The sequence below is a fragment of the Actinoallomurus acaciae genome (assembly GCF_042429965.1).
Lineage (GTDB): Bacteria > Actinomycetota > Actinomycetes > Streptosporangiales > Streptosporangiaceae > Actinoallomurus > Actinoallomurus acaciae.
Genome location: NZ_JBHLZP010000054.1, coordinates 1 through 26260, shown reverse-complemented (window position 1 = coordinate 26260; position 26260 = coordinate 1). Strand labels below are relative to the sequence as shown.

Here is a 26260-nt window from a genome sequence, read left to right as displayed (position 1 = left end):
AACGCGGCCCAGGCACGGGTGGCGCCGGTCCGGCGTTCGGCGGGCACGCTGGCCAGGAGCAGGGCGAGCGAGGTCGGCAGCTGGGCGGCCGCCCCGGCGGCCTGGACGACCCGCGCGACCACGAGGACCCACAGGTCCGGCGCCAGCGCGCACACGACCGAGGCGCCGGTGAACACCACGATCCCGGCGATGAACACCGGCCGCTGCCCGACGCGGTCGCCGACCCGGCCGAGCACCACGAGCAGCGCCGCCAGGGTGATGGCGTAGGCGTTGAGCACCCAGGACAGGTCCGCCAGGGACGCGGGGCGGCCGCCGTGGGAGAAGCTCGCGCCCATCGCCGGCAGCGCGACGTTGACGATCCACAGGTCGAGGTTGGTCATGAAGACGGCCAGCACCACGACACCGGCGGCCACACGAGAGCGGTTTGAGAATCCAACCACAGAGGTCATGAGCGAGACCTTAAGGGCAATCTGGTTTGATAATCAAACCGCTGATCCACTAGCGTGACGCCATGACCGGTACGCGCATCGACCCCGCCGCACTCCCCGGCCGCCCCTGCCCGGCCGCCTCCGCGCTGGAGATCGTCGGCGATCGGTGGGCCCTGCTGGCCGTACGCGAGGTGCTGCTCGGCAACCACCGGTTCGGCCAGATCGCGCGGGGCACCGGCGCGCCCCGCGACCGGCTCGCGGCACGGCTGAAGAGCCTGGTCGAGGCGGGCGTGCTCGAACGCCGGCCGGCGGAGGAGGGCGGGCGGTACGACGGCTACCACCTCACGGAGGCGGGCCGCGACCTCGGCCCGGTCATCCGCGCGCTCCTGACGTGGGGCAACCGATGGGCCGTCACGGCGCCGCCGGTGCGGATCCTGCATCACGACCATCCGCTGGAGCCGGTGACGGTCTGCACCGCCTGCGGCGAGCAGGTCGGCGCCGACGACCTCACCCGGGAGGTCGTGGACCCCGCGTGGGCCGACGACGGCCCGGCGCAGAAGTGATCTCCCAGGGGGCGACATGTACGAAGTGATCGACTACGACTTCGGCCCGGCGGCCCGCAACCGGCTCGCCGACACGACCCGGCGCGACCACGAGGGGGCGGTCGCCGCGCTGGAGACGTTCTACTACGCGCTGAACGGCGCCGACCTTGAGGCGCTCACCGAGGTGTGGTCCGATGACGAGCTCGCCCAGCTCGACAATCCGGTCGGCGGCATCGTCCGGTCCGGGGCGGCCATCGCCGGCCTGTACCGGCGGATCTTCGCGAGCGGCATGGACCTGAGCGTGACCTTCACCGACGCCGCGACCTACCTCACGGCGGACACCGCGGTCTTCGCCGGACGCGAACGCTGTGAGTACACCGACGCCGAGGGCGCGCGCGTGCCGGTGGAGTTCCGCACCAGCCGTTTCTTCTCCTGGGCTCCCGGTGACGGACGGTGGCGGCAGATCCACCATCACGGCAGCGTCGACGACCCCGGCGCTCTGCGCGCCTACCAGGCCGCCGTACGCGGCCGAGCGCACGAGGGAACGCGACCGGGCGCGGTACCGGAAATGCGGTGACCGCGCCCTGTGCCGGACGCCAAAGATCTCAAAATGGAAACGCTCCCCGTCCCGCCGCGCGGACCCGGCACAGCGCGTTCGACCTCGGCCGGGGCCCGCGGATAAGGAACGACCGCCCCGCCTAATGTCGCTCACCGTAATCGCCGGCGATTTCCGGCATGCCATCAGTGGCTGAGAGATACCTGAGAAACCCAGGAATGGCCATTCAGTGATCGATAGTATGATGCCCGGATTGTGCGGGGTCGATCACATGTACGGCTCGAACGTTCTCTGTGCTGAGTTGGCATGGTCTGCAGCAGAGTGGGGTCCCAGGGGTGCATCGCAGGATGAAAGTCACATGGTCGAGTCGTTGGTTCGCGCCGCTGGCGGCCGGGGTGCTCCTCGCACCGATCGCGGCCTGCTCGTCGAACGGTAACGCCAGCCAGTCCGCGGCCAAGGCTCCGGACGCGGCCGCGACGATCGCCCCGGCGAACGGGGTCAAGAAGGTCCGCCCGGACAAGGGCGTGCAGGTGACGGCCTCGAGCGGCGTGCTGGACGAGGTCACGGTGCAGGGCGGCGGGCGTACCGTCGAAGGTGTTCTGTCGGCGGACAAGAAGAACTGGCAGACCAAGTGGACGCTCAAGCCGGGCACCACCTACACGGTGACGGCGACCGCCAAGAACGCCGGCGGCAAGGTCACCACCGCGACGAGCAAGTTCACCACGATGAAGGCGCCGTCCTCCATTTCGATCAGCGACGTGACGCCGCAGCCGAAGGAGACGGTCGGCATCGGCATGCCGATCATGATCAACTTCGACGGCCCGGTCACGAACAAGGCCGCGGTGGAAAAGGCCCTCGAAGTGCGCTCGACCAAGCCGGTCGAGGGCGCCTGGCACTGGGTCACCTCCCAGCAGGTCATCTTCCGCACGAAGTCGTACTGGCCCGCCCACACATCGGTGTCGGTGGTGGCGCACATGGCGGGCGTCCGCGCCTCGTCCAAGTCGTACGGCACGAAGGACTTCACCCGCAGCTTCAAGATCGGCGCGTCGCACATCGCGAAGGTCAGCCTCAAGACGGACAAGAGCAAGGTCTACGTCGACGGAAAGCTCGCCAAGACCATTCCGGTCAGCGGCGGCACGGGCGGCGGCGACTCCCACGGCAACGACTTCCGTACCACGAGCGGCATCCACCTCGCGATGGGCAAGCTCCCCGAGGTCTGGATGACCTCGCCCAACGTCAAGAAGGGCGAGTCGGGCTACTACCACGAGCTGGTGCTGAAGGACGTGCAGATCAGCAACAGCGGTGAGTACCTCCACCAGAGCCCCGGCGAGTACGAGTGCCTCGGCCGGCGCAACTGCAGCCACGGCTGCGTCCGCCAGACCGTCGCCGGCGCCCGCTGGTTCTACAACCTCAGCCTGCGGGGCGACGTCATCAACATCACCGGGTCCACCCGGAAGCTGGAGTGGAACAACGGCTGGGGCTACTACCAGATGCCCTGGAAGACCTGGGTCAAGGGCAGCGCCCTGAAGAAGCCGGTGTTGACCACGGCGACCGGCGGGGCCACCACCCCGACCACGCCGCCCGCGTCCTCCCCGGCGGCCTCCTCCACCCCGAGCTGAGCCACCGCGCACGACAATGGAACCCGTGGGGGCCGACCCCACGGGTTCCGTCTTTCTCGGGGGGCGCCATGACCGCCACTGTGACCATTCTGACCTGCGGATACGCCGGCGAGCGCGTCGCCGGGACGGTGACGCTGGTCCACGAGGACGACCTGGTCGCCGTCGTGGACCCCGGCATGGTCGCCGACCGCCGGATGATCCTCGATCCGCTCGCCGAGGCCGGCTTCGGCGTCGGCGACGTCACGGACGTGGTGTTCTCCCACCACCATCCCGACCACACGCTCAACGCCGCGCTGTTCCCCACGGCGCGTTTCCACGACCATTGGGCGATCTACTCCGGCGACCTGTGGGAGAGCCGCGACGCGGAGGGCTTCCACCTGTCCCCCTCGGTGCGCCTGACGCGTACCCCGGGGCACACCGCCGAGGACGTCACGACCCTCGCCGAGACCGCGAACGGCCTGGTGGCCGCCACCCACCTGTGGTGGACCTCCGAAGGGCCGGAGCAGGACCCGCTGGCCGAGGACCCGGACGCGCTGCGCGCGTCGCGCGAAGGCCTGCTCGCGCTGCGCCCCGCGCTCATCGTGCCGGGCCACGGCGCGCCGTTCGCGCCGCCCGCCTGAGCGGAGCGCGCGGGGTGACCGGCGCGGGCCGGTCACCCCGCCCGTCTCTTTACCGCGTCGCGGCCGCTCTCTGGGGCCGCAGGGGCGCCGGCGAGAGCCGGTCACCGCGGTCCACGAGCCTCAGGCACATCGCGGACACCACGCCGAGCAGCAGCAGCACCATCCAGGGCAGGCTCTTCATGCCCATGCTGCGGGACAGGCCGATCGCGGCGGCGCTGACCAGGTTGCCGAAGACGCCGCCGAAGCCCGACAGCAGGTTGTTGACGCTGTAGTACGTGCCGATCACCCGGCCGCCCGAGAGGTTGGCGATCGTGGCCATCTCGAACGGGTGCAGCATCATCGACCCGATGCTGAGCGTCGCCGCGCACACGAGGATCGGCAGGATCCGGACGATCATCGAGCCCTGCAGCGGCGGCAGCATCAGCGGCACGAACGCCAGGCCCATGAGGATCAGGCCGCGGACCATCGCCTGACCCGCCGTCCAGCGCCTCTCACACCAGTTGATCAGGCGGACCTGGAGGGCGAGGCCGAGCACGGCGGACATCACGAACAGCACGGTCATCCCCGCGTGCCCGGCGGCGACGTGCCGCATCTCGAGCGGCAGCCCGAAGGTGATCTGGAACGTCAGCGCGTAGGAGGCGAACATCGTCGCCGCGAAGGCCAGGAACGGCCGGTTGCTCAGCGCCTCCCGCCAGTCGGCCCAGATCGGCCGGGACGAGCCGGTCTCCGGCCCCGAGACCGCGGGCAGGAAGCGCCACTGCAACGCGGCCAGCGTGAGCAGGATCGCGACCGCGGTCAGGCTCACCGCACGGAAGCCGAAGTGGATGAGCGGGATGCCGACGAGCGGGCCGACCAGCACGCCCAGGCGGCGGCAGACGCTGAAGACCGCGAACGCGTCGACGATCCGCTCGCTCTCCTCGTGCGCGAGGTAGGCGCGGTTGGCCGGGATGAACAGTGCGCTGGAGACTCCCGTCAGCACCGACGCGGCGATCAGCCACGGCAGGCTGCCGAACGCCGCGTACATTCCGCAGCCGACGGCCTTCAGCAGGCAGCCCGCGATGATCATCGGTTTGTACCCGATGCGGTCGGCGAGCGTGCCGCCGATGACGAAGAGGCCCTCGCTGAAATGGCGCAGGCTCATCACGATGCCGACGATCCAGATCGCCACCCCGATACCGTGCACCAGGTGGTCGGCGAGGTAGGGCACCAGCATGAGAAGGGCGATGCTCACGCCGATCTCGTTGACGAACAGGATCTGGGCGGGCCGGCCGAAGGACCGGAACTGCCGCAGGGTCTCGATCATGCCGCACCCCCACGGCGTCCCGGCGGTGGCCCGCCGGGCGCGCCCCCCGGCGGTAACGCCGGCGTCGCCGGCGGGACGGCCGGCCGTGGGGACCGTACGCGTGGACGACGACATCGCGTCGCCGCGGGCGCGCCCGGCCCCTCCCGAACTCCGTGGTCGAGTGTGATCCCCGACATCTCCGCTCCTATCGGATGGCACGCCGGACCGGAGGCCAGTAGCACTCTGACCCCTCGTGACCTGCGCTGATTACTTTCAGTAGCCCACTACTCTTAGTAGTGGGCTCTTTGCCATGCGTGAGGAGTAGCCAGGCGGGTGGACCGCACTACCCTTCAGGAGACATCAGCGTCCACACCGGCCCCAGGAGTATCAGCGGCGGCGCACCAGCAACATCGCGGCGTCGTCGCCGATCCGCCCGCCGACATGGCGCAGCACGTCGGAGCGCAGCTCCTCCAGCGCCTTCTCCGGATCGGCGGCCTTCAGGAGCCCGCTGCGGTCGAGCAGCGGATAGAAGCGGCCCTCGCCGTCGCGCGCCTCGATGACGCCGTCGGTGTAGAACAGCATCCGGTCACCGGGCGCGAAGCCGATGGTGTACGGCCGCGGCCGGATGTCGGCCAGCCCGGTCAGGCCCAGCGGCGGCGCGACGTCGTCCGGCTCGGCGAACGCGCCGACGCCGCCCTGGCGCAGGATCAGCGGCGACGGGTGCCCGCAGTTGACGAGCGTGGCGGTGTCGCCCTCGTCGAACTCGGCCAGCACGGCGGTGACGAACTTCTCCCCGGACAGCTGCCGGCCCAGCGAGGCCTCGATGCGCGCCACGACCCCGGTGAGCTCGGGCTCGTCGTAGGCGGCCTCGCGAAAGGCGCCGAGCACGGCCGCCGCGGTCTCCACCGCCTCCAGGCCCTTGCCCTGGACGTCGCCCACGATGACGCGGACCCCCGCCCGGGTCGAGGCGACCTCGTACAGGTCACCGCCGATGCGCGCCTCGGCGGTCGCGGAGGTGTAGCTGACCGCGACGCGCACCGGTCCGACCCGGCGCGGCACCGGGCGCAGCAGCACCTGCTGGGCCACCTCGGCGACCGAGCGCACCTCCGCGAGCAGACGTTCGCGTTTCTGCCGTCCGGAGCTGGCGAAGACGCTCGCGACCGTGATGCCGGCCACCATGGCGAGCATGAGGGTGTTCTGCCGCTTGCCGAGCGCGTGACTGTAGGAGCTGAGCAGCACGGCGAGGGCGAGCGCGGCCATGCCCACCAGCGCGGTGCGTCGCATGCCGCACCACAGGGCCGCGAACGCCGGACCGAGCGCGAGCAGCGGCCGGAACCGTACGTCCGGGCCGGCGAGCATGTCACTCAGTCCGACGACTCCCATCGCCAAGAACGGCAGCCAGCGAAGCCACGGCCCAGGCCCCCCGGATCCTCCCACGTCAGTGATGACGACACCCCCGCACCCCCGTCATTCCCCTGCGGCAGGATAACGTCCGGCCGCCGCCGGACCGGGTCCTTTTCGTCACGCGGCGGGCACGGAGGCGAACGTTCAGGGCGTCAGCGTGAGCGTTCGACGCGCCTCACGCCGGATCGTCTCGGGCGTGGCGCGCATCGGGATCGTCTCGCCACGCGCCCAGAGTTTCGCCTGGTCCCAGTAGTGCGCGTCGAAGGCGTGCCCGGACTCCCCGGTGAGGTTGATCCACCGCGACCGGTCGAGGTCCGCGAGATCGACGATCATGCGCATGGACGGCACCCAGTCGACTCCGTAGCCGGTCTGGGCGTTGGAGCCGGTGGCGTCGACGAGCGAGTCGCCGCCGGCCAGCCTCAGCGGGCCGCGGTTGAAGAGCCACTCGATCGGCCCGATCCCCGAGTCGCCGAACGTCTCGTTGGTCAGCTCCAGCCGGTGCAGGTCGCCCCACTTCCACTTCGCGGGGTCGCCGCCGAGACGGTGGCGCAGTTCGGTGTCGGCGTCCTTCATCGCCGCACGCAGGATGTCGTCGCGGGTCTCCTTCACGCCGGCCGTCCGCACGTCGTCCCACCACGGGTCCGCCGGCCGGTCGAGCAGGGTCCGCAGTACCTCGAACCACCGGTCCCCGCCGCCCGGGCGGGCGCCGTCCGGCAGCTCGTCGTTGAACGTGCGGATGAGCAGGTGCCGGTAGACCGCGTTGTAGTACGCCGCGGGGGCGGAGTCGGCGCCCTGGGTGTAGTCCCAGCCCCGCAGGAGATTCACGGCCGCACCCGAGCCGACCCGGAGCAGGTGCGGCACGAGCGTGGGCGCGAACCCGTTGCGGTCATCCAGCTGGATCCGCGCCATCCCCGCGGCGTCCATCACCGGCGTCCGCCGGATGAGCTCCTGGATGCGCGCGGCGCGATAACCGTACGTCCAGTCCCTGGTCAGCAGGTCCGGGTAGCCGGGACCGGTGGCGGCGTTGTTGGCGGTGACGATGTAGCCCTGCTTCGGGTCATAGACCGCGGGCAGCCGGTCGAACGGGAGGTAGCCCTTCCACTCCTGCTCCCCCGTCCAGCCCTCGGCGGGCCAGGTGCCGTCTCCCTTCGTACGGATCGGGATGCGGCCCGGCGCCTGGTAGCCGATGTTCCCGTCGACGTCGGCGTACACGAGGTTCTGCGCGGGCACGTCGAAGGACGCGGCGGCGGTGCGGAACTCGGTCCAGTTCCGCGCCGTGTCGATCAGTCCGATGGCGTCGCCCGTACGGCCCGGGTCCAGCGCCGTCCAGCGGAGCGCGACGGCGAGCCCGTTCCCGGCCCGGCGCGCGTCATCCAACGCGTCCGAGATCAGCGGGCCGTGCCGGGTCGCCCGTACGGTGATGGTGACCGGCCGGCCGCCCGCGACCTTGATCTGCTCGGTCCGCGTCTGGAGCGGCTCCCGGCGGCCCTTGTACTCGTACGTCCCGCCGCCCACGCGTTCGAGGTACAGGTCGGTGACGTCCGGGCCGAGGTTGGTGAAGCCCCAGGCGACGCGCTGGTTGTGCCCGATGACGACGCCGGGGACGCCGGAGAAGGTGAAGCCGCTGACGTCGAACGGGCAGGCCTGGCCCACCTGCCGGCAGTGCAGGCCGGCCTGGTACCACAGCGAGGGCATGGCCGGCGCGAGGTGCGGGTCGTTGGCGAGGAGCGGCTTGCCGGTGGCGGTCCGGCTGCCCGCGACCACCCAGGAGTTCGAGCCGAGACCGGGCGCGCCGTTGCCGAGCAGCGTCGGCATGGCGTTGATCGCGGCGGAGACCCTCTCCAGCGCGGGCGGCAGCGTACGCGCGCGGGGCTCGTCCACCGGGCCGCCCCGCGCGTCCTTGCCACCGGCGACGATGACCGGGTTCCGGTCGTAGGGGTAGTCCGGGTAGAGCTGGTCGACGCGGGCCTTGGACACCTTGGTGGCGGCCAGCGCGCGGCCGAGCTCTTCGTCCATGTTGCTGCGCAGGTCCCAGGCCATGGCCTTGAGCCAGGCGAGCGAGTCGACCGGCGTCCACGGCTCGGGGTGGTAGCCGGTGCGCTGGAGGCCCAGCACGGAGTACTCCAGGCTCTGCGTCGCGGTGTCCGGATGCCGCCGCAGCCACGCGTTGACGCCCTGGGCGTACGCCTGGAGGTAGCGCCGCGTGTCGGGGCGCAGCAGGGGCAGCTCCCGCTCGGCCACGCGGCGCCAGCCCATCGTCCGCACGACCTTGTCGGTGTCGAGCGTCGTCCTGCCGAACAGCTCCGAGAGCCGGCCGGCGGTGACGTGGCGGCGGAAGTCCATCTCCCAGAACCGGTCCTGCGCGTGCACGTAGCCCTCGGCGCGCATCAGGTCGTCGGCGTCGTCGGCGTAGATCTGCGGAATGCCGTACCGGTCGCGGTAGACGGTGACGTCCTTGCTCAGTCCCGTGACGGCGATCCGGCCGCTCGTCTGCGGACGGGACCGCCGGATCGTCCACCGCGCGTACAGGGTGAGCACCAGGGCGAGGACCAGGAGCACGATCAGGATGCGGACCAGCCAGCGGGCGGGGCGCGGCAGCCGGCTCAGCGGCGCGAACCTCGTCATGAACGCCTCTTTCCGTACCAAGGGTGGAGGAAGGCTAGAGCATTTCGGATCTTCTGTCCGCCTTCCGGCTTTTCGGCCACACCCGGGCGGTCGCCTCGCGTCGTTGACCGGCTCGCCGGACTTTTGGAATAATGGTCATACCAACCGGAGGCATCCATGACAGCACCGCGGACGACCGAACAGGGCCGCCGGGCCGCCGCGCCGTGGCAGAACCCGGAGTTCGCCGGAGCGTGGGCGGCCGGCGACCCGCTGGGCGACCTGCTCGCCCTCCCCCGCCGTCTCGCCGCCGCCCTCGTCGCGCTGGACCGCCCGCGGTCGCGGCTGATCGTGGACATCGGAAGCGGCCCCGGGGCGTTCCTCGCGGTGTTCCTGGAGGAGTTCGCCGAGGCGCGGGGCGTGTGGTCCGACGCGTCGGAGGCCATGCTCTCCCGGGCACGCGAGAGTCTCGCCCCGTACGGCGACCGGGTCGACTACCGCATCGTCGACATGACCGACCTGTCCGGTGGCGCGATCCCGGAGAACGCGGACGTGATCGTCACCTCGCGGGCCGCCCACCACCTCGACCGCGCCGGCCTGGCCGCCTTCTACACCGAGGCGGCCGGGCATCTGGCCCCCGGCGGATGGCTGGTCGACCTCGACCACACCGGCCCGTCCGACGTGTGGGACCAGCGCTTTCGCACCGTACGGAAACGGTTCACCCGGCCGCGCCGGAAGGGGGCCGAGCACCGCCACGACCACCCGCTGACCAGCGTCCAGGACCACCTGGACGGGTTCGCGGCGGCCGGCATCACCGATGTCGAGATCGCCTGGAAGGCCTTCTTCACCTGCCTGTTCATCGGACGCAAGGACGGCTGAGGCACCCGTTCGCGGCCGGTGGCACCCCGTGGAGGGCGTCCTTCGCCGCCGGCCGGTCAGCGGTGGGCGGAGCGCAGCAGCTCATTGACCTCCTCCGCGGCGGCGCGCACCTGGCCGAGCAGCCTGTGCTGCTTCGCGGCGGGGGCTCGTACCAGCGGCGATGGCACGGACAGTGAGGCCAGGATGCCGGTGCTGTCCCGTACGGCGGCGGCCGCCGCCCAGATCCCCATGTCGATCTCTTCCTCACTGCACTCCCAGCCGCGCTCCTCCACGAGCACGACCTCCTCCTCCAGCCGCGCCGCGGCGGCCGGATCGCGCGCGGCCAGCGGCTCCAGGTACGCGTGTCGCGCCTCCGGAGACATCGACGCCAGCAGGATCCGTGCGCTCGCGCCGTGCTCGAGGGACATCGGCTGGCCCGGCTCGTACGACGTGCGCAGCCGGTGCGAGGACTCCACCCGGTGGACGCACACGGCCGAGCTGCCGACCAGACGGACCAGGATGACCGTCTCCCCCGTCTCGGCGGCGAGCCGGCGCATCACCGGATCGGCGAGGTCGACGAGCGTCTCGGCGGCCTCGGCCGCCTGGGCGAGCTGGATGAGCCGCGCGGACAGGTGGTAGCCGCCCTGGTCGGCGCCGACCAGCAGCCCCGTGTCCCGCAGGAACGCGACGTATCGGTAGACGCTCGGCAACGGGATGCCGGTGACCTCGGCGAGGTCGCGCGCCGACAGGGTGTGGCGTTCCTTCGTGAACGCCATGAGCACGGCGAGGACACGCCGCGCGCTTTCGGCGCCGCGAACCGGCGCAGAGCTGGACAAAGGGTTGACACCACCCGGATTAGCGATTTAACTCGGCCGTAAATTTCTCACAGCGAGAGACTCTGACTATCACTAGATGATAGTAGGAGGGCGGGCCGCATGACCTTGTCGCGACACCCCGAAGAAGATCACCTCCGTGAGTTGCTGGCCGCCGCGCACCGCGTGCTGTACCACCAGGGCCTCGTGGACTACCTCGGCCACTGCAGCGCCCGCGTGCCGGGCACCGACCGGGTGCTCATCAAACCGAAGCACTCCCCCCGGGTGCGCGGCCTGGGCGGCCTGACCCCCGACGACATGGTGGTGATCGACCTCGACGGCGAACTCGTCGAGGCCGGCGCCGCCGGGGACGCCGAAGGACCGCCGGCGGAGCGCTTCATCCACACGGAGATCTACCGCGCCCGGCCGGACGTGTCCGCGGTCGTGCACACGCATCAGCCGGCCGGCACCCTCCTCGGCGTCATCGGCGCGGAGCTGCTCCCGGTGCTGCACGTCCCCTCGGTGCTCACGGCCGGCGGCGACGTCGGAACCTGGCCGTGCCCCCTCCTGGTGACCTCACCGGACCTCGGCCGCGAGCTCGCCGGCGCCCTGGGCGGGAGAGGACTGTGTCATCTCCAGGGTCATGGCGTCGTCAGCGTCGCCGACGACCTGCGGCGGGCGGTGCTGGCGGCGATCGCCGTGGAACAGCTCGCCGAGGCGAACCTCACCATCCTGCAGACCGGACTGCGGCCGCGGATCATCCAGCCGGACGAGCTGAGCCGGCTGGGCGAGACCGTGGCGGCCATCGGCGGGCGCTGGGCGTACTACCTGGAGCTGGCCGGTCTCGATCCGGTCGAGGCGGTACCGGCGTAACCGGCACGACTCCGTTCGGCCGCGTGACCCACGACGCACCCAGCGATGAGGAGAACCGACACACCGTGAAGATCGACGCCTTCTGCCACATCATGCCGCGGCCCTACTACGACCGTTTCTTCGAGCTGGACGTCGCCGTGCACGCGGCGAACCTGCGCAAGCGCGTGTCCAACATCCCGTCGCTGGTGGACATGGACGTCCGGTTCGCCCAGATGGACGAGTTCGGCGACTACCGCCAGATCATCAACATCGCCGCGCCGCCCGTGGAGGATCTCGGCTCGCCGGCGATCTCCAAGGAGATGGCGCGCATCGGCAACGAGTCGATGGCCGCGCTGGTCCGCGACCATCCGGACCGGTTCGCCGGGTTCATGGCGTGTGTTCCGATGGACGACCCCGACGCCGCGGTGGCGGAACTCGACCATGCCACCGGCGAGCTCGGCGCCTACGGCGCGCAGATCTACACCCACGTGAACGGCCGGGCGATGGACGACGAGCGGTTCGAGGCGTTCTACGAACGCATGGCGGCCTCGGGCGGGCTCCTCCAGGTGCATCCCTGCCGCAGCTCCGCGTGGTCGGACTACCCGACCGAGCCGCGGTCCCGGTACGAGATCTGGTGGACGTTCGGCTGGGAGTACGACCTGTCGGCGTTCATGGCCCGGATCGTCTTCTCCGGCGTGCTCGAACGTCATCCGGATCTCAAGCTGCTCATCCACCACGGCGGCAGCATGGTGCCGCACTTCGCCGGCCGGGTCGGCCCCGGCTGGGACCAGCTCGGCGCCCGTACGCCGGAGGACCAGAAGGAGGACGTCGAGGGCTACCCGCTGACGAAACGGCCGATCGAGTACTTCAAGCAGATGTACGTCGACACCGCGATGTTCGGCGCGGCCAACGCCGTACGCTGCTCGATCGACTTCTACGGCGTCGACCACGTGCTGTTCGGCTCCGACAGCCCGTACGACCCGGAGCGCGGCCCCGGCTACATCCGGTCCACCATCAAGAACCTGCGCGAGGTCGGGCTGACCGAGGCCGAGCAGGACACCATCTTCCAGGGCAACGTGACCCGCCTGCTCGGTCTCACCGCGGAGGCGTGAGCGATGCCGGAGGTTCTGATCGTCGGCGGCGGCCCCGTGGGGCTGACGCTGGCGATCGAGCTCGGCCAGCAGGGCGTCACCTGTGCACTGATCGACAAGCGGGCGGAACTCGGCCGGCTGCCCAAGATGGAGCGCTGCAACGCACGGACGATGGAGAACTTCCGGCGTGCGGGCATCGCCGACCGGATCCGGGCGGCGGGGCTGCCGCGCGACGTGCCGATGGACGTCTTCGTCTGCGTCGAGTCGGTGACGCGGCCACCGCTGGTGCACCACCGGTACCCGTCGGTCGCGGAGTTCGCCGCGACCGCACGCGACGTCAATGACGGGTCGCTGCCGCTGGAGCCGTACCAGCTGATCTCCCAGTACACCCTGGAGCCGTTGCTGCGCGAGGTCGCGGAGCGCACTCCCGGGGTCACGGTACGGTTCGGCCACGAGCTGACCGGGCTCGAGGACGACGGCGACGGCGTGACCGCGCGGGTTCGGACCGCGGACGGCGGATCCCGGGAGATCCGCGCCGACTACCTGGTGGGCTGCGACGGCGGCAACAGCACGGTGCGCAGGGCGCTCGGCATCGAACTGCGCGGCGACTCGCTGCTCGAACTGCGCCAGGCGCTGTTCCACTGCCCGGACCTGTTCGACCGCATCCCGATCGGCAAGGGCCGCCACTACCACATCGCGGACGAGCGGTCCTCCTTCCTCATCGTCCAGGACGACACGAGGCACTTCTCCCTGCACGCGAGCGTCGACCGGGACGAGGACATGCCGCGGCTCTTCGAGTCGGTGGCCGGCCTGCCCGTCGACTACGAGACGCTGTACATCGGCCGGTGGACGCAGCGCCTCATGCTGGCCGACCGCTACCGCGACGGGCGGGTGTTCATCGCGGGCGACGCCGCCCACCTCGTCATCCCGACCGGCGGGCTCGGCATGAACACCGGCGCCGGCGACGCCGTGGACCTGGCCTGGAAGCTCGCCGGCACCCTGCGCGGATGGGGCGGACCGGCCCTGCTCGACTCGTACGAACGAGAGCGCAGGCCGATCGGCGAGCGCAACGTCGCGGCCTCCCGCAAGGCGGCCGGGGGCCGCCGTGCCTGGCGGGCCGCCTGGCGGCCCGACATCGCCGACGACACCCCGGCGGGCGCGCGCACCCGTGCCGCGCTGGCCGCGATCGCCGACCGGGAGCAGCGCTGGAGCAACGACCTGCTCGGCATCGAACTCGGCTACCGCTACCGGGACTCACCGTTGGTCGTCTCCGAAGAGGGGGACGGACCGGATCCGAACAGCTTCCAGTACACGCCCACGACCTGGCCGGGCGCGCGGCTCCCGCACATCTGGCTGGATGACGGCACGGCCCTGCACGACCACCTGGGCCGCCGCTTCACGCTGCTGTACACCCCGGGCACCGAGGCGGACGTCGCCGGGCTGGCCGGGGCCTTCGCGCGGTACGGCGCGCCGTTCGCCGCCGTCGAGGTCCGCTCGGCCGCGGCCGAGACGGTCTACGAGGGCCACCGCCTCATTCTCGTCCGGCCCGACCTGCACGTCGTCTGGCGCGGCCGGGACAAGTTGCCCGAACCCGGCCGCCTGGCGGCACTGGCCGGCGGCCATCTCAGTCACCAGATCGCCCTCGGACGGTCGTGACGACCAAGGGGTAATCCCATGAATGTCGGCACCCATCGCACACCGGACGGTCACCTCATCCCCCGCCGCCTGGCCACCGGAGTCGCGGCCTCGGCGCTCCTGCTGGCCCCCGTGGCCTGCGGCGGATCCGACGGCGGTGCGGGCGGCACGACGAGCATCACCGTCGCCATCCCGCCTGCCGTCTCCGGAATCGACGTCTACGCCGCCCAGGCCCAGGGCTACTTCACCCGGCACCACCTCAAAGTCAAGATCAAAACGGTCAACGGCGGCTCGGCCATCGTGCCGGCCCTGGCGTCCGGAGCGGTGCAGATCGGCGAGTCCAACGTCCTGTCGGTCATCCAGGGCGCGAGCCGGGGGGTCAAGGAGCCGTGCATCGCGGGAGCCAACACCGACCCGCCGTCCGGCCACTACCTGAGTCTCCTCGCCGGGCCGCGCTCCGGCGTGCGCGGACCGGCCGACCTGTCCGGCAAGACGGTCGCGGTGAACGCCACGTCCGGCGTCAACGAGCTGCTGACCGACGCGTACCTGGCCGCGCACGGAGTGAACCCGGCCTCGGTGCACTTCATCGGCCTGCAGTTCCCCGACATGCCCGCCGCGCTGAAGGCCGGACGGGTCGCCGCGGCGATGACCACCGAACCGTTCACCACGATCGCGATGGGCCAGGGCGGGACGGTGCTGACCGGCACGCCGCTGGCCTCGGTGCCCGGCACCCCGACGTACTCGTGCTGGAACGCGTCGAGGTCCTGGGTGTCCTCGCACCAGACCGTCGCGGCGGACTTCGTCGCGGCGATGCGGCAGACCGACACCTACATCTCCACTCACCCGGACGAGTTCCGCTCCATCGTCGGCGAACATCTGAAGGTGAGCCCGCAGGCGCGGTCGGCGATGACGTTGCCCCTGTTCACCGACAAGCTGACCGCCGACGACGTCACGGCGTGGGAGAACGCCGCGCGAAGGTACGGCCTCCTCGAATCCGTCCCGGCGTCCGACGAGGTGCTGATGGAGGCCGGGACATGACGAGCGTCATCCGCGCCGCGACGACCCGCCCCGCGGGCTCCGGACCGGCCCGCACGCCACGTCCCCGGCTGCGCCGCCGCCTCCGGGGCGCGGCCGGCGTCGTGGTGGTGCTGGCGGTCTGGGCGCTGCTCACCGAGACGGGCGTCCTGGACACCCAGAACCTGCCGACCATCCCCGCCGTGCTGAGCGCGCTCGGCGACTCCGCCACCGACATCCTCGCGAGCCTGGGCACCACGCTCGAAGCCATGTTCATCGGCCTGGTCGTCGCCTCTGTCGCAGGGGGTGCGCTCGGCCTGGCGGTGGGCCTGTCGGCGTGGGCGGACGCCGCCACGGACGTGATCGTGCGGATGATGCGGCCGATGCCGTCGCTGGCGCTGATCCCGGTCGCCATCCTGCTCGCCGGGCTGGGCACCACCATGACCTCGGGGCTGGTGACGTTCGCCGCCTTCTGGCCCGTCTTCATCAACGCGCGGTACGGCGCGCGGCAGGTCGAACCGCGGCTGCTGGACACCGGCCGCGCCCTGCACTTCGGGCGGTGGGAGCTGATCTGGCGCGTCGTCGTGCCGAGCACCGCGCCCGCCATCACGACGGGGGTGCGGATCGCGGTCAGCATGGCGCTCGTCGTCACCGTCTCGGTCGAGCTGGTCGCGGGCACCGGCGGCCTCGGCGGCTATGTGCTCGCCGCCGAGCAGGGCGGATCGATCCCGCAGATGTACGCGGGCATCATCGTCGGCGGTGCCGTCGGCTGGCTGCTCAACCTGGCGTTCACCGCGGTGACCCGGCGCGCGCTGCGCTGGGAGGCCGCCACGGCGCGAGGCGGGGAGGCGTGATGGCGGCCGTCATCGGAGACCGGACCCACCGCCGGAGCGTCGTGCGGAACCGGCGCCTGGCCCTGCGCGCGACGGGCTGGCTCGGTCTCATCGTCGCGGCCGGAGTCTGGCAGCTGCTGGCGATGGCGCTGCACCAGGCGATCTTCCCGACATTCGTCACCGCCCTCGCGGCCGTGGGTCACGTCATCACCGGTCCCCGGCTGACCCAGGACATCCTGCCCTCGGTGGTACGCGCGCTGGCCGGGTTCGCCATCAGCGCCGTGGTGGGCATCGCGGTCGGCCTCACTCTCGGGTACGTCCGCCGGCTCGGCGACTACTGCGTGACGGTCATCGACTTCCTGCGGTCGCTCCCGGCGCCGCTGTTCGTGCCGCTGGGGATCGTCGTGCTCGGGCTCGGGAGCACGATGGTGGTGGCCATCGTGGTCAGCGCGGCGGTGTGGCCGGTGCTGCTGAACTCCTTCGACGCCGCGCGCCGCGTCGAGCCGCTCCACCTCGACACCGCACGCGCCTACGGCCTGCGCCGGTTCGCGCTCTTCCGGATCGTCCTGCTGCCCGCGACGCTGCCGATGGTGTTCGCCGGCCTCAGGGTGGCGCTCAGCACGTCGCTGGCGGTCCTCGTCGTCGCCGAGATGCTCGGCGCGCACTCGGGCATCGGCTTCTTCATCCAGGACGCCCAGCAGACGTTCCGGGTCCCGGACACGTACGCGGGCGTCATCGTCCTGGCCGCCGTCGGCTGGCTTTTCGACACCGCGTTCCTGCTCGTGGAACGACGGTTGCTCCGATGGGAGTCCGCGCTCACGGGAGGCAGTCATGTCTGATCGGTCCCTGCTCGAGGTCACCGGAGTGAGCAAGAGCCTGACGTCCGCGTCCGGTGACGTGCTGGTGGTCAACGAGGACGTCAGCTTCGGGCTGGAGCCCGGGGAGTTCGTCTCGGTGGTGGGCCCGTCGGGCGCGGGCAAGACGACCCTGCTGCGGACGCTCAGCGGACTCATCGGCCCGGACGCGGGAACGGTGGAGCATCGCGGCGAGGCCGTCCAGGGCGTGCCGTCCTGGCTGTCCATCGTGTTCCAGGAGTACAACAAGACCCTGTTCCCGTGGCTGTCGGTCGCCAAGAACGTCCGGCTGGCCGTCCGTGAGCTGCCCCGGCGCGAGGCCGCCGCCCGGGTCGAGAGCGTGCTGGGCCAGGTCGGCCTGGCCGACTTCGCCGAGCGCTATCCGTGGGAGCTGTCCGGCGGGATGCAGCAGCGGGTCGCGCTGGCCCGCGCCATCGTCGCCGACCCCGAGCTGCTGCTCATGGACGAACCGTTCGCCTCGGTCGACGCGCTGACCCGCGCCAAGCTGGAAGACGTCGTACGCGACCTGTGGGCGCAGGTCGGCTTCGCCGCGCTCCTGGTCACCCACGACATCGGCGAGGCGATCTATCTCAGCGACCGCGTCCTGGTGATGTCGGCGCGGCCGTCGACGATCGTCTCGCAGGTCACCGTCGACCTGCCCCGGCCGCGCGGCCAGTCCGTCACCCGGGCGCTGCCGCGCTTCCACGAGCTGCACGAACAGGTGCTCGGGCTGGTCGAGCGGAACGGAGCGGCCCGGTGATGACGCACACCGCCGTGGACCTCACCCTGGCGATGGCCTACTACGAACACGCCGCGGGGCTCACGTCCGGCCGGGTTCCGGTCGAGGGCGCGCGCGTGCGATGGCTGGAGCTACCGGTCGAGGAGATCTTCCACCGCTTCTACGAGTACCGCGAGTGGGAGCTCTCGGAGATGTCGATGGGCAAGTACATCGCGCAGGTCTCCCAGGGCGACGACTCGATGGTCGGGCTCCCGGTGTTCCCCTCACGCGTGTTCCGCCACTCCGCGTTCTACGTACGGGCCGGCGAGATCACCGCGCCGGAGCGGCTCCGGGGCAGGCGCCTCGGCATCCCCGAGTGGGCGCAGACCGCGGCGGTGTACATGCGCGGGCTGCTCACGCAGGAGTGGGGAATCCCGCTGGAGGAGGTGCGGTGGTTCCAGGCGGGCGTCAACCAGCCGGGACGACGCGAGCACGTCCGGCTCGCGCTCCCGCCGGGCGTCGAGCTGACGCCGGTGCCCGGCCGCAGCCTGAACGACATGCTCCTCGCCGGTGACATCGACGCCGTCCTGAGCGCGCATCCGCCCGAGGCGTTCAAGTCCGGCGACCCCCGTGTGCGCCGGTTGTTCCCCGATCCGCCGGCGGTCGAGGAGGAGTACGCGCGGCGGACCGGGATCGTGCCGATCATGCACCTGGTGGTGGTGCGCCGTGACGTGGTGGACCGGCACCCGTGGCTGGTCGGCAACCTGATGACGGCGTTCGAGGAGGCGCGGTCGCGGAGCGTGGCCCGGCTCGCCGCGGGGCCCGCGGGGCCCGGCAGCCGGGTACCGCTCCTGTGGACCGATGAGGCGCTGGCGCGCACCCGCGCCGCGTTCGGCGGCGAGCCCTGGCCGTACGGCGTGGACGCGAACCGCACGACCCTTGAGGCGTTCGCCCGCTGGGCGGACGAGCAGGGCGTCACCCATCGCCGGGTCGAGGTCGATGAGCTGTTCCCCGCGTCCGTCCGCACGCGTTACCGGATCTGAAGGGGAGGTCTCCGTGGCGAACAAACGAGGTGCGCACGCGGTGCTGACCGCCGCCGCTCTCACCCTGCTCGCGCCGGCCTGCGGGGGTTCGGGCGGGTCGGCCGGTGTCACGTCCGTGACGATCGGCGCGCCGCCGGTCGTCGGGCTCGGCGACCTGTACACCGCCGAGAGCCGGCACCTGTTCGAGGCGCACCGGCTCCGGGTGAAGGTCCGGTCCGTCAACGGCGGCGCGCAGGTGGTCCCGGCGTTGCAGTCCAACGCCGTCGACATCGGCCAGTCGAACATCGTCTCGGTGCTCCAGGCACGGCAGCGTCACCTGAACATCTCCTGCTTCGCCGCGGCCTTCCGCTCGCCGAGCGGTCCCCAGCTGGCGCTCGTCGTCTCGCGCACGCGTGCGGCGGCCATCCGGACCCCCGCCGCCCTGGCCGGTACGACGATCGCCGTCAACACGCTGCACAACGCCAACCAGCTGATCGCGGAGAAGTACCTCCAGTCGCAGGGCGTGAACCCGGCGTCGGTGCACTTCATCGGGCTGGACTACCCCAGCATGCCCGGAGCGTTGTCGGCGGGGCGGGTGGCGGCGGCGATCGTCGACGAGCCGTTCACCACCACGGTGGTGGCCCAGGGCTCGAAGGTCATGTCGCCACAGCCGGACGGCCAGATCACACCACATCCCGTGTACGCGTGCTGGATGGCGTCGTCCTCGTGGCTGTCCCACCACAAGGACGTCGCGTCGAGGTTCACCGCCGCGCTGAACGAGGCCGACCGGTACATGGCCGCGCACCCGGGCTACCTGTCCTCGATCCTGCCGAAGTACACGACGGTCTCCGCACGGCTCGCCGGCCGGGTCACGCTGCCCGACTTCGCCACGGCCATGACCCCCGCCGACGTCCAGCCGTGGTCCCAGGCGGCCGCGCAGTTCAAGGTCACCGACTCGGTCGTGCCCCCGGCGTCGATCATCACGAGCCTGAGGTAGGAGACCGCCGCGGCCGGCCGGGTCCTCCTACCGGGAAAGTAAGGTCTGGGTATTGCAATGGTATTACCAATATGCAACAGTGGCAACCAGCCAGGCCGATCCGGCGAACTCCGCGAGCATCCCTCATTCACGCCGATTCGCCGCCACGGCGGCACGTCACCTCTGTCGCGAATCTCAGCCGACCCCCGAAAGCCCTGCCGAGCCCCCGGCGATTCCGGTGCTGCGCTCGATCACGCTCGAGCTCCCGTCCGGCATGGCGTTTATCCAGGGAGGATCAATGGATGAAGTGAACTGCCGGCGACTGACGGGAGCGACCGCGATCGTGACCGGCGCGGCCCACGGGATCGGCGTGGCCTACGCGCGCCGCCTCGCCGGCGAGGGCGCCAGGCTCGTGGTCGCGGACCTCGACGGCGACGCGGCGGAGAAGGTCGCCGCGTCGCTTCGCGAGGAGGGCCGGGAGGCGATCGCGGTCCAGGCCGACATCGCCGACGAGGCCTCCGTCGGCCGGCTGGCGACCGCCGCCCTGGACGCCTTCGGCACGATCACGGTGCTCGTCAACAACGCCGCGATGTTCTCCGTCGTCCCGATGTCCCGGGCGTCCTTCGACGCGATCGAGCCGGCCGAGTGGGACCGGCTGATGGAGGTCAACGTCAAGGGACCGTGGCTGACCACCCGGGCGGTGGCCCCGGCCATGCGCGAACGCGGCTACGGGAAGATCGTCAACATCAGCTCGGGCACCGCGCTCAAGGGCTCGGCGACCCGCATCCACTACGTGACCGCCAAGGCCGCGATCCTCGGGTTCACCAGGACGCTGGCCCGCGAGCTCGGCGGCGACGGGATCACCGTCAACTGCGTCGCCCCGGGCAGCACGCTCAGCGAGGAGAACCCGGACGAGGCGACGGTGAGCCGCCGGGCGGAGCGGCTCGGCGACCGCGCCCTCAAGCGCGTCCAGATGCCCGCCGACCTCGTCGGCGCCGTGGCGTTCCTCGCCTCACCGGACAGCGACTTCGTCACCGGACAGACCCTCGTGGTCGACGGTGGCTCGGTCATGCACTGATCGAATCCCGGCGAACCCGGAAGAGGTGGCGAGATGACCGGTCCGCACGCACTACGAGCGATCATCGGTGCCGTGTCCGCCGTCGCGTTGGGGGCCGTGACGGCGGGATGCGGACAGACCGGTGCCTCGGCGGCCAAGAAGGTCGCCGAGGTCGCCCAGTACACCAAGGCCGACCGCACGACCATGCTGACCGCGGGCGCGAAGAAGGAGAAGCGTCTGGTCTGGTACACGACAGTGATCACCAACCAGATCGCCCAGCCGCTCGCGAACGCGTTCCACCGGAAGTACCCCTACATCACCGTCCAGCTGTACCGCGGCGACTCGGGCACGGTCGCGCAGAAGATGATCCAGGAGTACCGCACGCGCTCGTACCGGGTCGACCTGATCGACGGCACCAGCACGTCGGCCATGCTCCGGCAGACCGGGTTCCTGCAGCCGTTCCGCAGCCCCGAGCTGGCCTCCTACCCCGCGCAGTTCAAGGACCCGGGCGGCTACTGGGGCGCCGAGCTGCTCTACTACATGGTCCTCGCCCGCAACACCAAGCTCGTCCCCGCGGGTCAGACGCCGCGGACGTACCAGGATCTGCTGGACCCGAAGTGGAAGGGCAAGCTCGCCTGGAGCACCAGCTCCGGCTCCGGCGCGCCCACCTTCGTCGGCAACATCCTCACCTCCATGGGCCAGGACCGCGGCACGGCCTACCTGCACCAGCTCGCCGGGCAGGGGATCCACAACGTGAGCTCCTCCGGCCGGAGCGTGCTGGACCAGGTCGTGGCCGGCCAGTTCCCGCTCGCTCTGCAGGTCTTCAACGACCAGGTCGACTTCAGCAAGGCGGCGGGCGCGCCGGTGGACTGGGTCCCGCTGCAGCCGGTGACCGGCCAGGTCTCGCGGATCTCGCTGGCGGCCAGGGCACCGCATCCGGACGCCGCGATGCTCTTCCTCGACTTCATGTTCTCCACGGAGGGCCAGCAGATCGTCCGGCAGCGCGGAGGCATCCCGGCCAGTCCCCAGGTCGAGGCGCTGCGGCCCACGCTGAAGCCGGGGCCGGGGAGGTTCACCGCCGACTACATCCAGGATCGGGCGGCGACCCAGCTCAGCCACTGGAGCGATGTGTACCAGCAGCTCTTCGTGCAGGGCGGCTGATCCGCGGTGGGTGTGTCATCCGACCCGCGGATCGCGGCGGCCTCCGCCACCGCACGGCCGCGGGCCGAGCGGGCGTCCCTCCTGTCCCCGCGAGTCGTCATGTGGCTCATCGCGGCCGTGTTCGCCCTGCTCACGGTTCCGCCGCTGGTCACGGTGGTGCAGCGGAGCCTGTACACGACCGACCTCATCGGCGAGCCCGGCACGTTCACGCTGGACAACTACAAGCATCTGTTCACGCAGGGGGCGTCGCTGCGCGTCGTCGCCAACAGCCTGATGCTCGCGGCCGGCGCGACCGTCCTCGCCCTCGTGGTCGGCGGCACGCTCGCGTGGGTGGTCGAGCGCACGGACGCCCGCGGCCGGGGGGTGTGCCGTGCCGCGATGCTGCTGGCCCTGGCGATGCCGTACGTGCTGTACGCGATGGCGTGGATCCTGCTGCTCGGGCCGAACGGCCCGGTGAACCAGGCGGCGAGGCACTGGTTCGGCCTGGGCCAGGTCGTCAAGCCCTACTCCCTGCCCGTGATGATCTTCGTGGAGGGCCTGGTGTCGGCGCCGCTGGCCTTCCTGCTGCTCGCGGCCGTGCTCCGCAACATGGACCCGTCCCTGGAGGAGTGTGCGCAGGTGTCGGGCGCCGGAGTCGGGAAGACGCTGTCGCGGGTGTCCGCGCCGCTGGTCACGCCGGGTGGGATCGCCGTCGCGATGCTCATCTTCGTCCGCGCGCTCGAGGCGTTCGAGGTGCCGGCGATGGTCGGCCTGCCGGGCGGCGTCACGGTGATGACGACCAGGATCTACCTCGGCACCCAGCGGCAGCCGCCCGACTACGGAGGCGCCGGCGCGTACGCCGTCCTCCTCATGGTCGCGGTCGGCGTGCTGCTGGCGCTGTCGGCCCGGATCACCCGCCGCGGCGCCGCGTACGCGACGGTGACCGGGCGTGGTTTCCGTCCGCGCCGGGTCGCGTTGGGCCGGTGGCGGTTCCCGGCGACCGCGCTGGTGTGGCTCTTCGTCCTGGTCGGCCTGGTCGCGCCGATCGGGCTGCTGGTCTGGGCGAGCGTGCTGCCGTACTACGCGGCGCCCGGGCAGATTCCGACGCGGCTGCTGACGTTGCACAACTACCACGCGGTACTCGGGCAGCCGGCGCTGCTCGGCTCGATCACCAACACTCTGCTGATCGGCGTGTGCACCGCGACGGTGGTGTGCCTGCTGACCGCGGGCGCCGGCTGGTTCGTGGCCCGGACGCGACTGCGCGGCCGCTGGGTGCTGGAGCAGCTGGGCGGCATCCCGCTCGTCATCCCCGGCATCATCATGGGACTCGGCGTATCCGCCTTCTACCTCCAGGTCCCGATCGCCGTGTACGGGACGATCTGGATCTTCGTGCTCGCCTTCGTCGCGCGGTACCTGCCGTACGGGATGCGCTACACGGGCTCGGGCCTGGTCCAGATCGGCCGGGAGCTGGAGGAGGCCGCCCTCATGAGCGGCGCCAGGCCGGGCCGCACGTTCGCGCGGATCGTCCTGCCGCTGCTGATGCCGTCGCTGGCGGCCGCATGGATCTTCGTCTTCCTCGTCGCCGGCAAGGAGCTGTCCATGTCCGTGCTGCTCTCCAGCCCGGACACCCAGGTCATGGCGGTGTCACTGTTCGACCTGTTCAACAACGGCCAGATCACCCAGAGCGCCGCCTTCGGCGTGGTGTGGACGCTGGGCCTCGGCGTCTGCGTCGCGCTGCTCGGCGTCATCGCGCGGCGCGCCCGTATCGAGATCCAGGGCTAGGGGCTCACGATGAACCGTTACGACGAACTTCTTCAGGACACGATCGACCTGCACTGCCACGTCGACCTGGAGTTCTCCGAGACGTTGTTCCGCAAGCGCGGGCCGGAGGACGAATGGCTGCCCGCCGCGGAGCGCTCGGGCATGCGCGGCGTCGTCCTGAAGTCGCATCTGTGGCCGACCGTCTCGGTGGTGCCGTTCATCAAGCGGCTCTATGAGGGGCCGGTCGAGGTGTGGCCGAGCATCACGCTGAACGGCGCCGCCGGCGGCATCGACCTGTGGAGCGTCGAGGCCGCCTGCCACCAGGGCGCGCGGACGGTCTTCCTGCCGACCTGGGGCTCGGTCAACGACCTGCGCAACGGCGGGTTCCACCGGCGGCTGGCCGACTCGTTCGCGTGGTTCCGCCCGGAACGCCTGTGCGTCCAGCGCGTCATCGACGACGACGGCAAGCCGACCGACGACGTACGCGACCTGGTGCGGTTCTGCCGCGACCACGGCCTCACGCTCGCGACCGGGCACGTATCGTGGCAGGAGTCCCTCGCCGTCGCGGAGGAGGCGGCGGCGGCCGGGCTGGACCGGCTCATCTGCAGCCATCCGCTCTCCAACTCCGTGCGCGCGCCCCTCGACGCCGTACGGCGCATCGCCGAGCTCGGCGCGTACGCCGAGATCTGCTGGACCAACATCGCCCCGGGCCGGAAGGACCCCGCCGAGGTGGTGGCCGCCATCCGGGAGATCGGCCTGGACCACGTCGTCGTCGCCACCGACTACTTCACCGGCGCGGTCCCGCAGCCGTCCGACCTGTTCCGGCTGACGCTCGGCACGCTGCACGACGCCGGGCTGAGCTCCGCCGAGATCCACCGGGTCGCCGCCGAGAACCCCGCACGGGCGCTCGGCCTGGAATGACCCCCGCCAACGACGAAACGACGCTTGTGAGGATGATGCCCAGTGACTGAGACGGTCCAGGCCGGCACGACCGCCCCCGCGGATGTTCCCCATCGCCCGATGCTGGTCGGCGGTGAGTGGGTCGACGCCGCGGACGGGGCGCGGCTCACCTCCGTCAACCCGGCGACCGAGGAGGCGATCGGGACGTTCCCCGACGCCGGGCCCGCGGACGTCGACCGCGCCGTCACGGCCGCACACGAGGCGGCCGAAGGGACGACGACGGTGCCGTGGCGGCCGCGCGGCTAGCTGCTGCGCGAGTTCGCGGCGCGCATCCGGGAACGGGCGGAGGAGTTCGCCCGGCTCGACGTCGCCGACTCGGGCAACCCCCTGGCCGGGATGCTGGCCGACGCGCGCAGCGTCTCGGACGAGATCGGCTACTACGCGGGGATCGCCTCGGAGACGAAGGGGTTCACCGCGCCGCAGCTCCCGGACAGCCTGACCTTCACCGAGCGCAGCCCGTACGGGGTCGTGGGCCGCATCATCCCGTTCAACCATCCGTTGAAGTTCGCGGCGGGCAAGATCGCGGCGCCGCTCGCCGCGGGTAACACGGTGATCCTCAAGCCCGGGGAGCAGACCTCGCTGTCCGCGCTGGAGATGGGCGAGATCGCCGCGGAGGTGTTCCCCTCGGGTGTCGTGTCGGTCGTCACGGGCCGTGGCGCGGGCGCGGGCAACGCCCTCACCGCCCACCCCGGCGTGCCGCGGATCGCCTTCACCGGCTCGGTGCCGACGGGCAGTGCGATCCTGCGCGCCGCGGCGGACCACATCAAGCACGTCACCCTCGAACTCGGCGGGAAGAACCCCCTGGTCGTCTTCCCCGACGTCGACCCGGTCAGGGCGGCGCACGCCGCCGTCGCGGCGATGAACCTCATCCGGTGCGCCGGCCAGTCGTGCGGGTCGGCCTCCCGGGTGTACGTCCACGACGACATCCGGGACGCCTTCCTCGACGCGCTCGTCGCGCGGGTCGGCGAACTCGTGGTCGGCGACCCGAGCGAGGAGGGCAGCGACGTGGGCCCCCTGGCGTTCCGCGCGCACTACGAGCGGGTCATGGAGTTCATCGAGAGCGGCCGGCGTGAGGGCGCGACGCTGCTGGCCGGTGGCCGCCGCCCGCCGCACCTGGACCGCGGCTTCTACGTCGAGCCCACGGTCTTCGCCGACGTGACCGAGGACATGCGCATCGGCCGCGAGGAGATCTTCGGCCCGGTCATGTCGGTGTTCGCCTGGTCCGACGTGGACGACGTGCTGCGCCGGGCCAACGACTCGGAGTACGGGCTGACCGCCAACGTCTGGGCGCGCGACGTCACGGCCGCGCACCGGATGGCCCGCCGGCTCGAGGCGGGTTACGTCTACGTCAACGGCACGGGCCGCCGCCCTGCGGGAACGGCCTTCGGCGGGTGGAAGCACAGCGGCCTCGGCAAGGAGAACTCCCTGGAGGAGCTGCTCTCCTACACCCGGGAGAAGACGATCAACATCACGCTGGTCTGACACGAGGAGACGAGGAACCGACGCCTCGGAGGTACGAGCAGGACGGACGACGCGCGGCGCCGGGCCGTCGTCCCGCGCGGGCCCGGATTTCCGCGAGCCGGGCCCGCGGAGAGGCTCTGCGGGCGGCACCGGCCACCGCGCCG

23 protein-coding genes and 1 pseudogene are annotated in these 26260 nt (G+C 71.3%); 19 read left to right on the top strand and 5 right to left on the bottom strand.

The features are described from left to right. A partial coding sequence (locus tag ACFFNX_RS10480) for an MFS transporter (protein WP_378198638.1) occupies nt 1-449 on the bottom strand: 449 nt, incomplete at its 3' end. Between the two features lie 62 nt (nt 450-511). On the opposite strand from ACFFNX_RS10480, the gene ACFFNX_RS10475 reads away from it, so the two are divergent. From ACFFNX_RS10475 to ACFFNX_RS10460, 4 genes are all read left to right on the top strand, one after another. Further along, entirely contained in the window at nt 512-991 is a 480-nt protein-coding gene (locus tag ACFFNX_RS10475; protein WP_378198635.1) for a winged helix-turn-helix transcriptional regulator, read from the top strand. A gap of 16 nt (nt 992-1007) precedes the next feature. Next, nucleotides 1008-1547, top strand: coding sequence for a YybH family protein (locus ACFFNX_RS10470; RefSeq protein ID WP_378198632.1), 540 nt, complete (start codon nt 1008-1010; stop codon nt 1545-1547). Nucleotides 1548-1873: 326 nt separating this feature from the next. Further along, nucleotides 1874-3145, top strand: coding sequence for a L,D-transpeptidase (locus tag ACFFNX_RS10465; RefSeq protein ID WP_378198629.1), 1272 nt, complete (start codon nt 1874-1876; stop codon nt 3143-3145). A gap of 68 nt (nt 3146-3213) precedes the next feature. After that, nucleotides 3214-3765 (top strand): MBL fold metallo-hydrolase, encoded by a 552-nt coding sequence (locus tag ACFFNX_RS10460; protein ID WP_378198626.1) that lies wholly within the window; start codon nt 3214-3216, stop codon nt 3763-3765. A 49-nt stretch (nt 3766-3814) separates the two neighbouring features. On the opposite strand, the gene ACFFNX_RS10455 is transcribed toward ACFFNX_RS10460, so the two are convergent. The 3 genes from ACFFNX_RS10455 to ACFFNX_RS10445 all read right to left on the bottom strand — a co-directional run bounded on the left by ACFFNX_RS10455 (nt 3815) and on the right by ACFFNX_RS10445 (nt 9076). Then, nucleotides 3815-5068: an MFS transporter gene (locus ACFFNX_RS10455; RefSeq protein WP_378198623.1), complete on the bottom strand. Its 1254-nt coding sequence runs from the start codon at nt 5066-5068 to the stop codon at nt 3815-3817. Between the two features lie 366 nt (nt 5069-5434). Beyond that, the gene (locus ACFFNX_RS10450; protein ID WP_378198620.1) at nt 5435-6430 is read right to left on the bottom strand and encodes a PP2C family protein-serine/threonine phosphatase; all 996 of its coding nucleotides are present in this window, start codon (nt 6428-6430) and stop codon (nt 5435-5437) included. A gap of 165 nt (nt 6431-6595) precedes the next feature. After that, complete coding sequence (locus ACFFNX_RS10445) at nt 6596-9076, bottom strand: penicillin acylase family protein (RefSeq protein ID WP_378198617.1); 2481 nt, start codon at nt 9074-9076, stop codon at nt 6596-6598. A 156-nt stretch (nt 9077-9232) separates the two neighbouring features. Here ACFFNX_RS10445 and ACFFNX_RS10440 point away from each other — a divergent pair, with 156 nt between their 5' ends. Continuing rightward, nucleotides 9233-9931, top strand: a complete 699-nt coding sequence (locus tag ACFFNX_RS10440) for a class I SAM-dependent methyltransferase (RefSeq protein WP_378198614.1) — start codon at nt 9233-9235, stop codon at nt 9929-9931. A 56-nt stretch (nt 9932-9987) separates the two neighbouring features. On the opposite strand, the gene ACFFNX_RS10435 is transcribed toward ACFFNX_RS10440, so the two are convergent. Continuing rightward, a complete protein-coding gene (locus ACFFNX_RS10435) occupies nt 9988-10746 on the bottom strand; it encodes an IclR family transcriptional regulator (protein WP_378198611.1) in 759 nt (252 codons plus the stop codon). A gap of 99 nt (nt 10747-10845) precedes the next feature. On the opposite strand from ACFFNX_RS10435, the gene ACFFNX_RS10430 reads away from it, so the two are divergent. From ACFFNX_RS10430 to ACFFNX_RS10365, 14 genes and pseudogenes are all read left to right on the top strand, one after another. Beyond that, the gene (locus ACFFNX_RS10430) at nt 10846-11595 is read left to right on the top strand and encodes a class II aldolase/adducin family protein (RefSeq protein WP_378198608.1); all 750 of its coding nucleotides are present in this window, start codon (nt 10846-10848) and stop codon (nt 11593-11595) included. 23 nt (nt 11596-11618) lie between these two features. Beyond that, nucleotides 11619-12686 carry an amidohydrolase family protein gene (locus tag ACFFNX_RS10425; protein WP_378198605.1) on the top strand — a complete coding sequence of 356 codons (1068 nt, stop codon included), beginning with the start codon at nt 11619-11621 and terminating at the stop codon, nt 12684-12686. 3 nt (nt 12687-12689) lie between these two features. Beyond that, nucleotides 12690-14321, top strand: a complete 1632-nt coding sequence (locus tag ACFFNX_RS10420) for an FAD-dependent monooxygenase (RefSeq protein WP_378198601.1) — start codon at nt 12690-12692, stop codon at nt 14319-14321. Between the two features lie 18 nt (nt 14322-14339). Next, on the top strand, nt 14340-15338 hold the full coding sequence (locus tag ACFFNX_RS10415) for an ABC transporter substrate-binding protein (RefSeq protein ID WP_378198598.1): 999 nt from the start codon (nt 14340-14342) through the stop codon (nt 15336-15338). Beyond that, nucleotides 15335-16168: an ABC transporter permease gene (locus tag ACFFNX_RS10410; protein ID WP_378198594.1), complete on the top strand. Its 834-nt coding sequence runs from the start codon at nt 15335-15337 to the stop codon at nt 16166-16168. Before ACFFNX_RS10415 ends, ACFFNX_RS10410 begins: the two co-directional genes overlap by 4 nt. After that, complete coding sequence (locus ACFFNX_RS10405) at nt 16168-16986, top strand: ABC transporter permease (protein ID WP_378198591.1); 819 nt, start codon at nt 16168-16170, stop codon at nt 16984-16986. Before ACFFNX_RS10410 ends, ACFFNX_RS10405 begins: the two co-directional genes overlap by 1 nt. Beyond that, complete coding sequence (locus ACFFNX_RS10400) at nt 16979-17761, top strand: ABC transporter ATP-binding protein (protein ID WP_378198588.1); 783 nt, start codon at nt 16979-16981, stop codon at nt 17759-17761. Before ACFFNX_RS10405 ends, ACFFNX_RS10400 begins: the two co-directional genes overlap by 8 nt. Further along, nucleotides 17758-18762, top strand: a complete 1005-nt coding sequence (locus ACFFNX_RS10395; protein WP_378198585.1) for a hypothetical protein — start codon at nt 17758-17760, stop codon at nt 18760-18762. Before ACFFNX_RS10400 ends, ACFFNX_RS10395 begins: the two co-directional genes overlap by 4 nt. A 13-nt stretch (nt 18763-18775) precedes the next feature. Continuing rightward, complete coding sequence (locus tag ACFFNX_RS10390; protein WP_378198582.1) at nt 18776-19738, top strand: ABC transporter substrate-binding protein; 963 nt, start codon at nt 18776-18778, stop codon at nt 19736-19738. Between the two features lie 277 nt (nt 19739-20015). Then, complete coding sequence (locus ACFFNX_RS10385; RefSeq protein ID WP_378198578.1) at nt 20016-20795, top strand: SDR family NAD(P)-dependent oxidoreductase; 780 nt, start codon at nt 20016-20018, stop codon at nt 20793-20795. Between the two features lie 33 nt (nt 20796-20828). Beyond that, nucleotides 20829-21935, top strand: coding sequence for an ABC transporter substrate-binding protein (locus ACFFNX_RS10380; protein ID WP_378198575.1), 1107 nt, complete (start codon nt 20829-20831; stop codon nt 21933-21935). Between the two features lie 6 nt (nt 21936-21941). Beyond that, entirely contained in the window at nt 21942-23696 is a 1755-nt protein-coding gene (locus ACFFNX_RS10375; RefSeq protein ID WP_378198572.1) for an ABC transporter permease, read from the top strand. Between the two features lie 9 nt (nt 23697-23705). Beyond that, nucleotides 23706-24596 (top strand): DUF6282 family protein, encoded by an 891-nt coding sequence (locus ACFFNX_RS10370; protein ID WP_378198569.1) that lies wholly within the window; start codon nt 23706-23708, stop codon nt 24594-24596. A 99-nt stretch (nt 24597-24695) separates the two neighbouring features. Next, nucleotides 24696-26117, top strand: a pseudogene (locus tag ACFFNX_RS10365) (aldehyde dehydrogenase family protein). Nucleotides 26118-26260 lie beyond the last annotated feature (143 nt).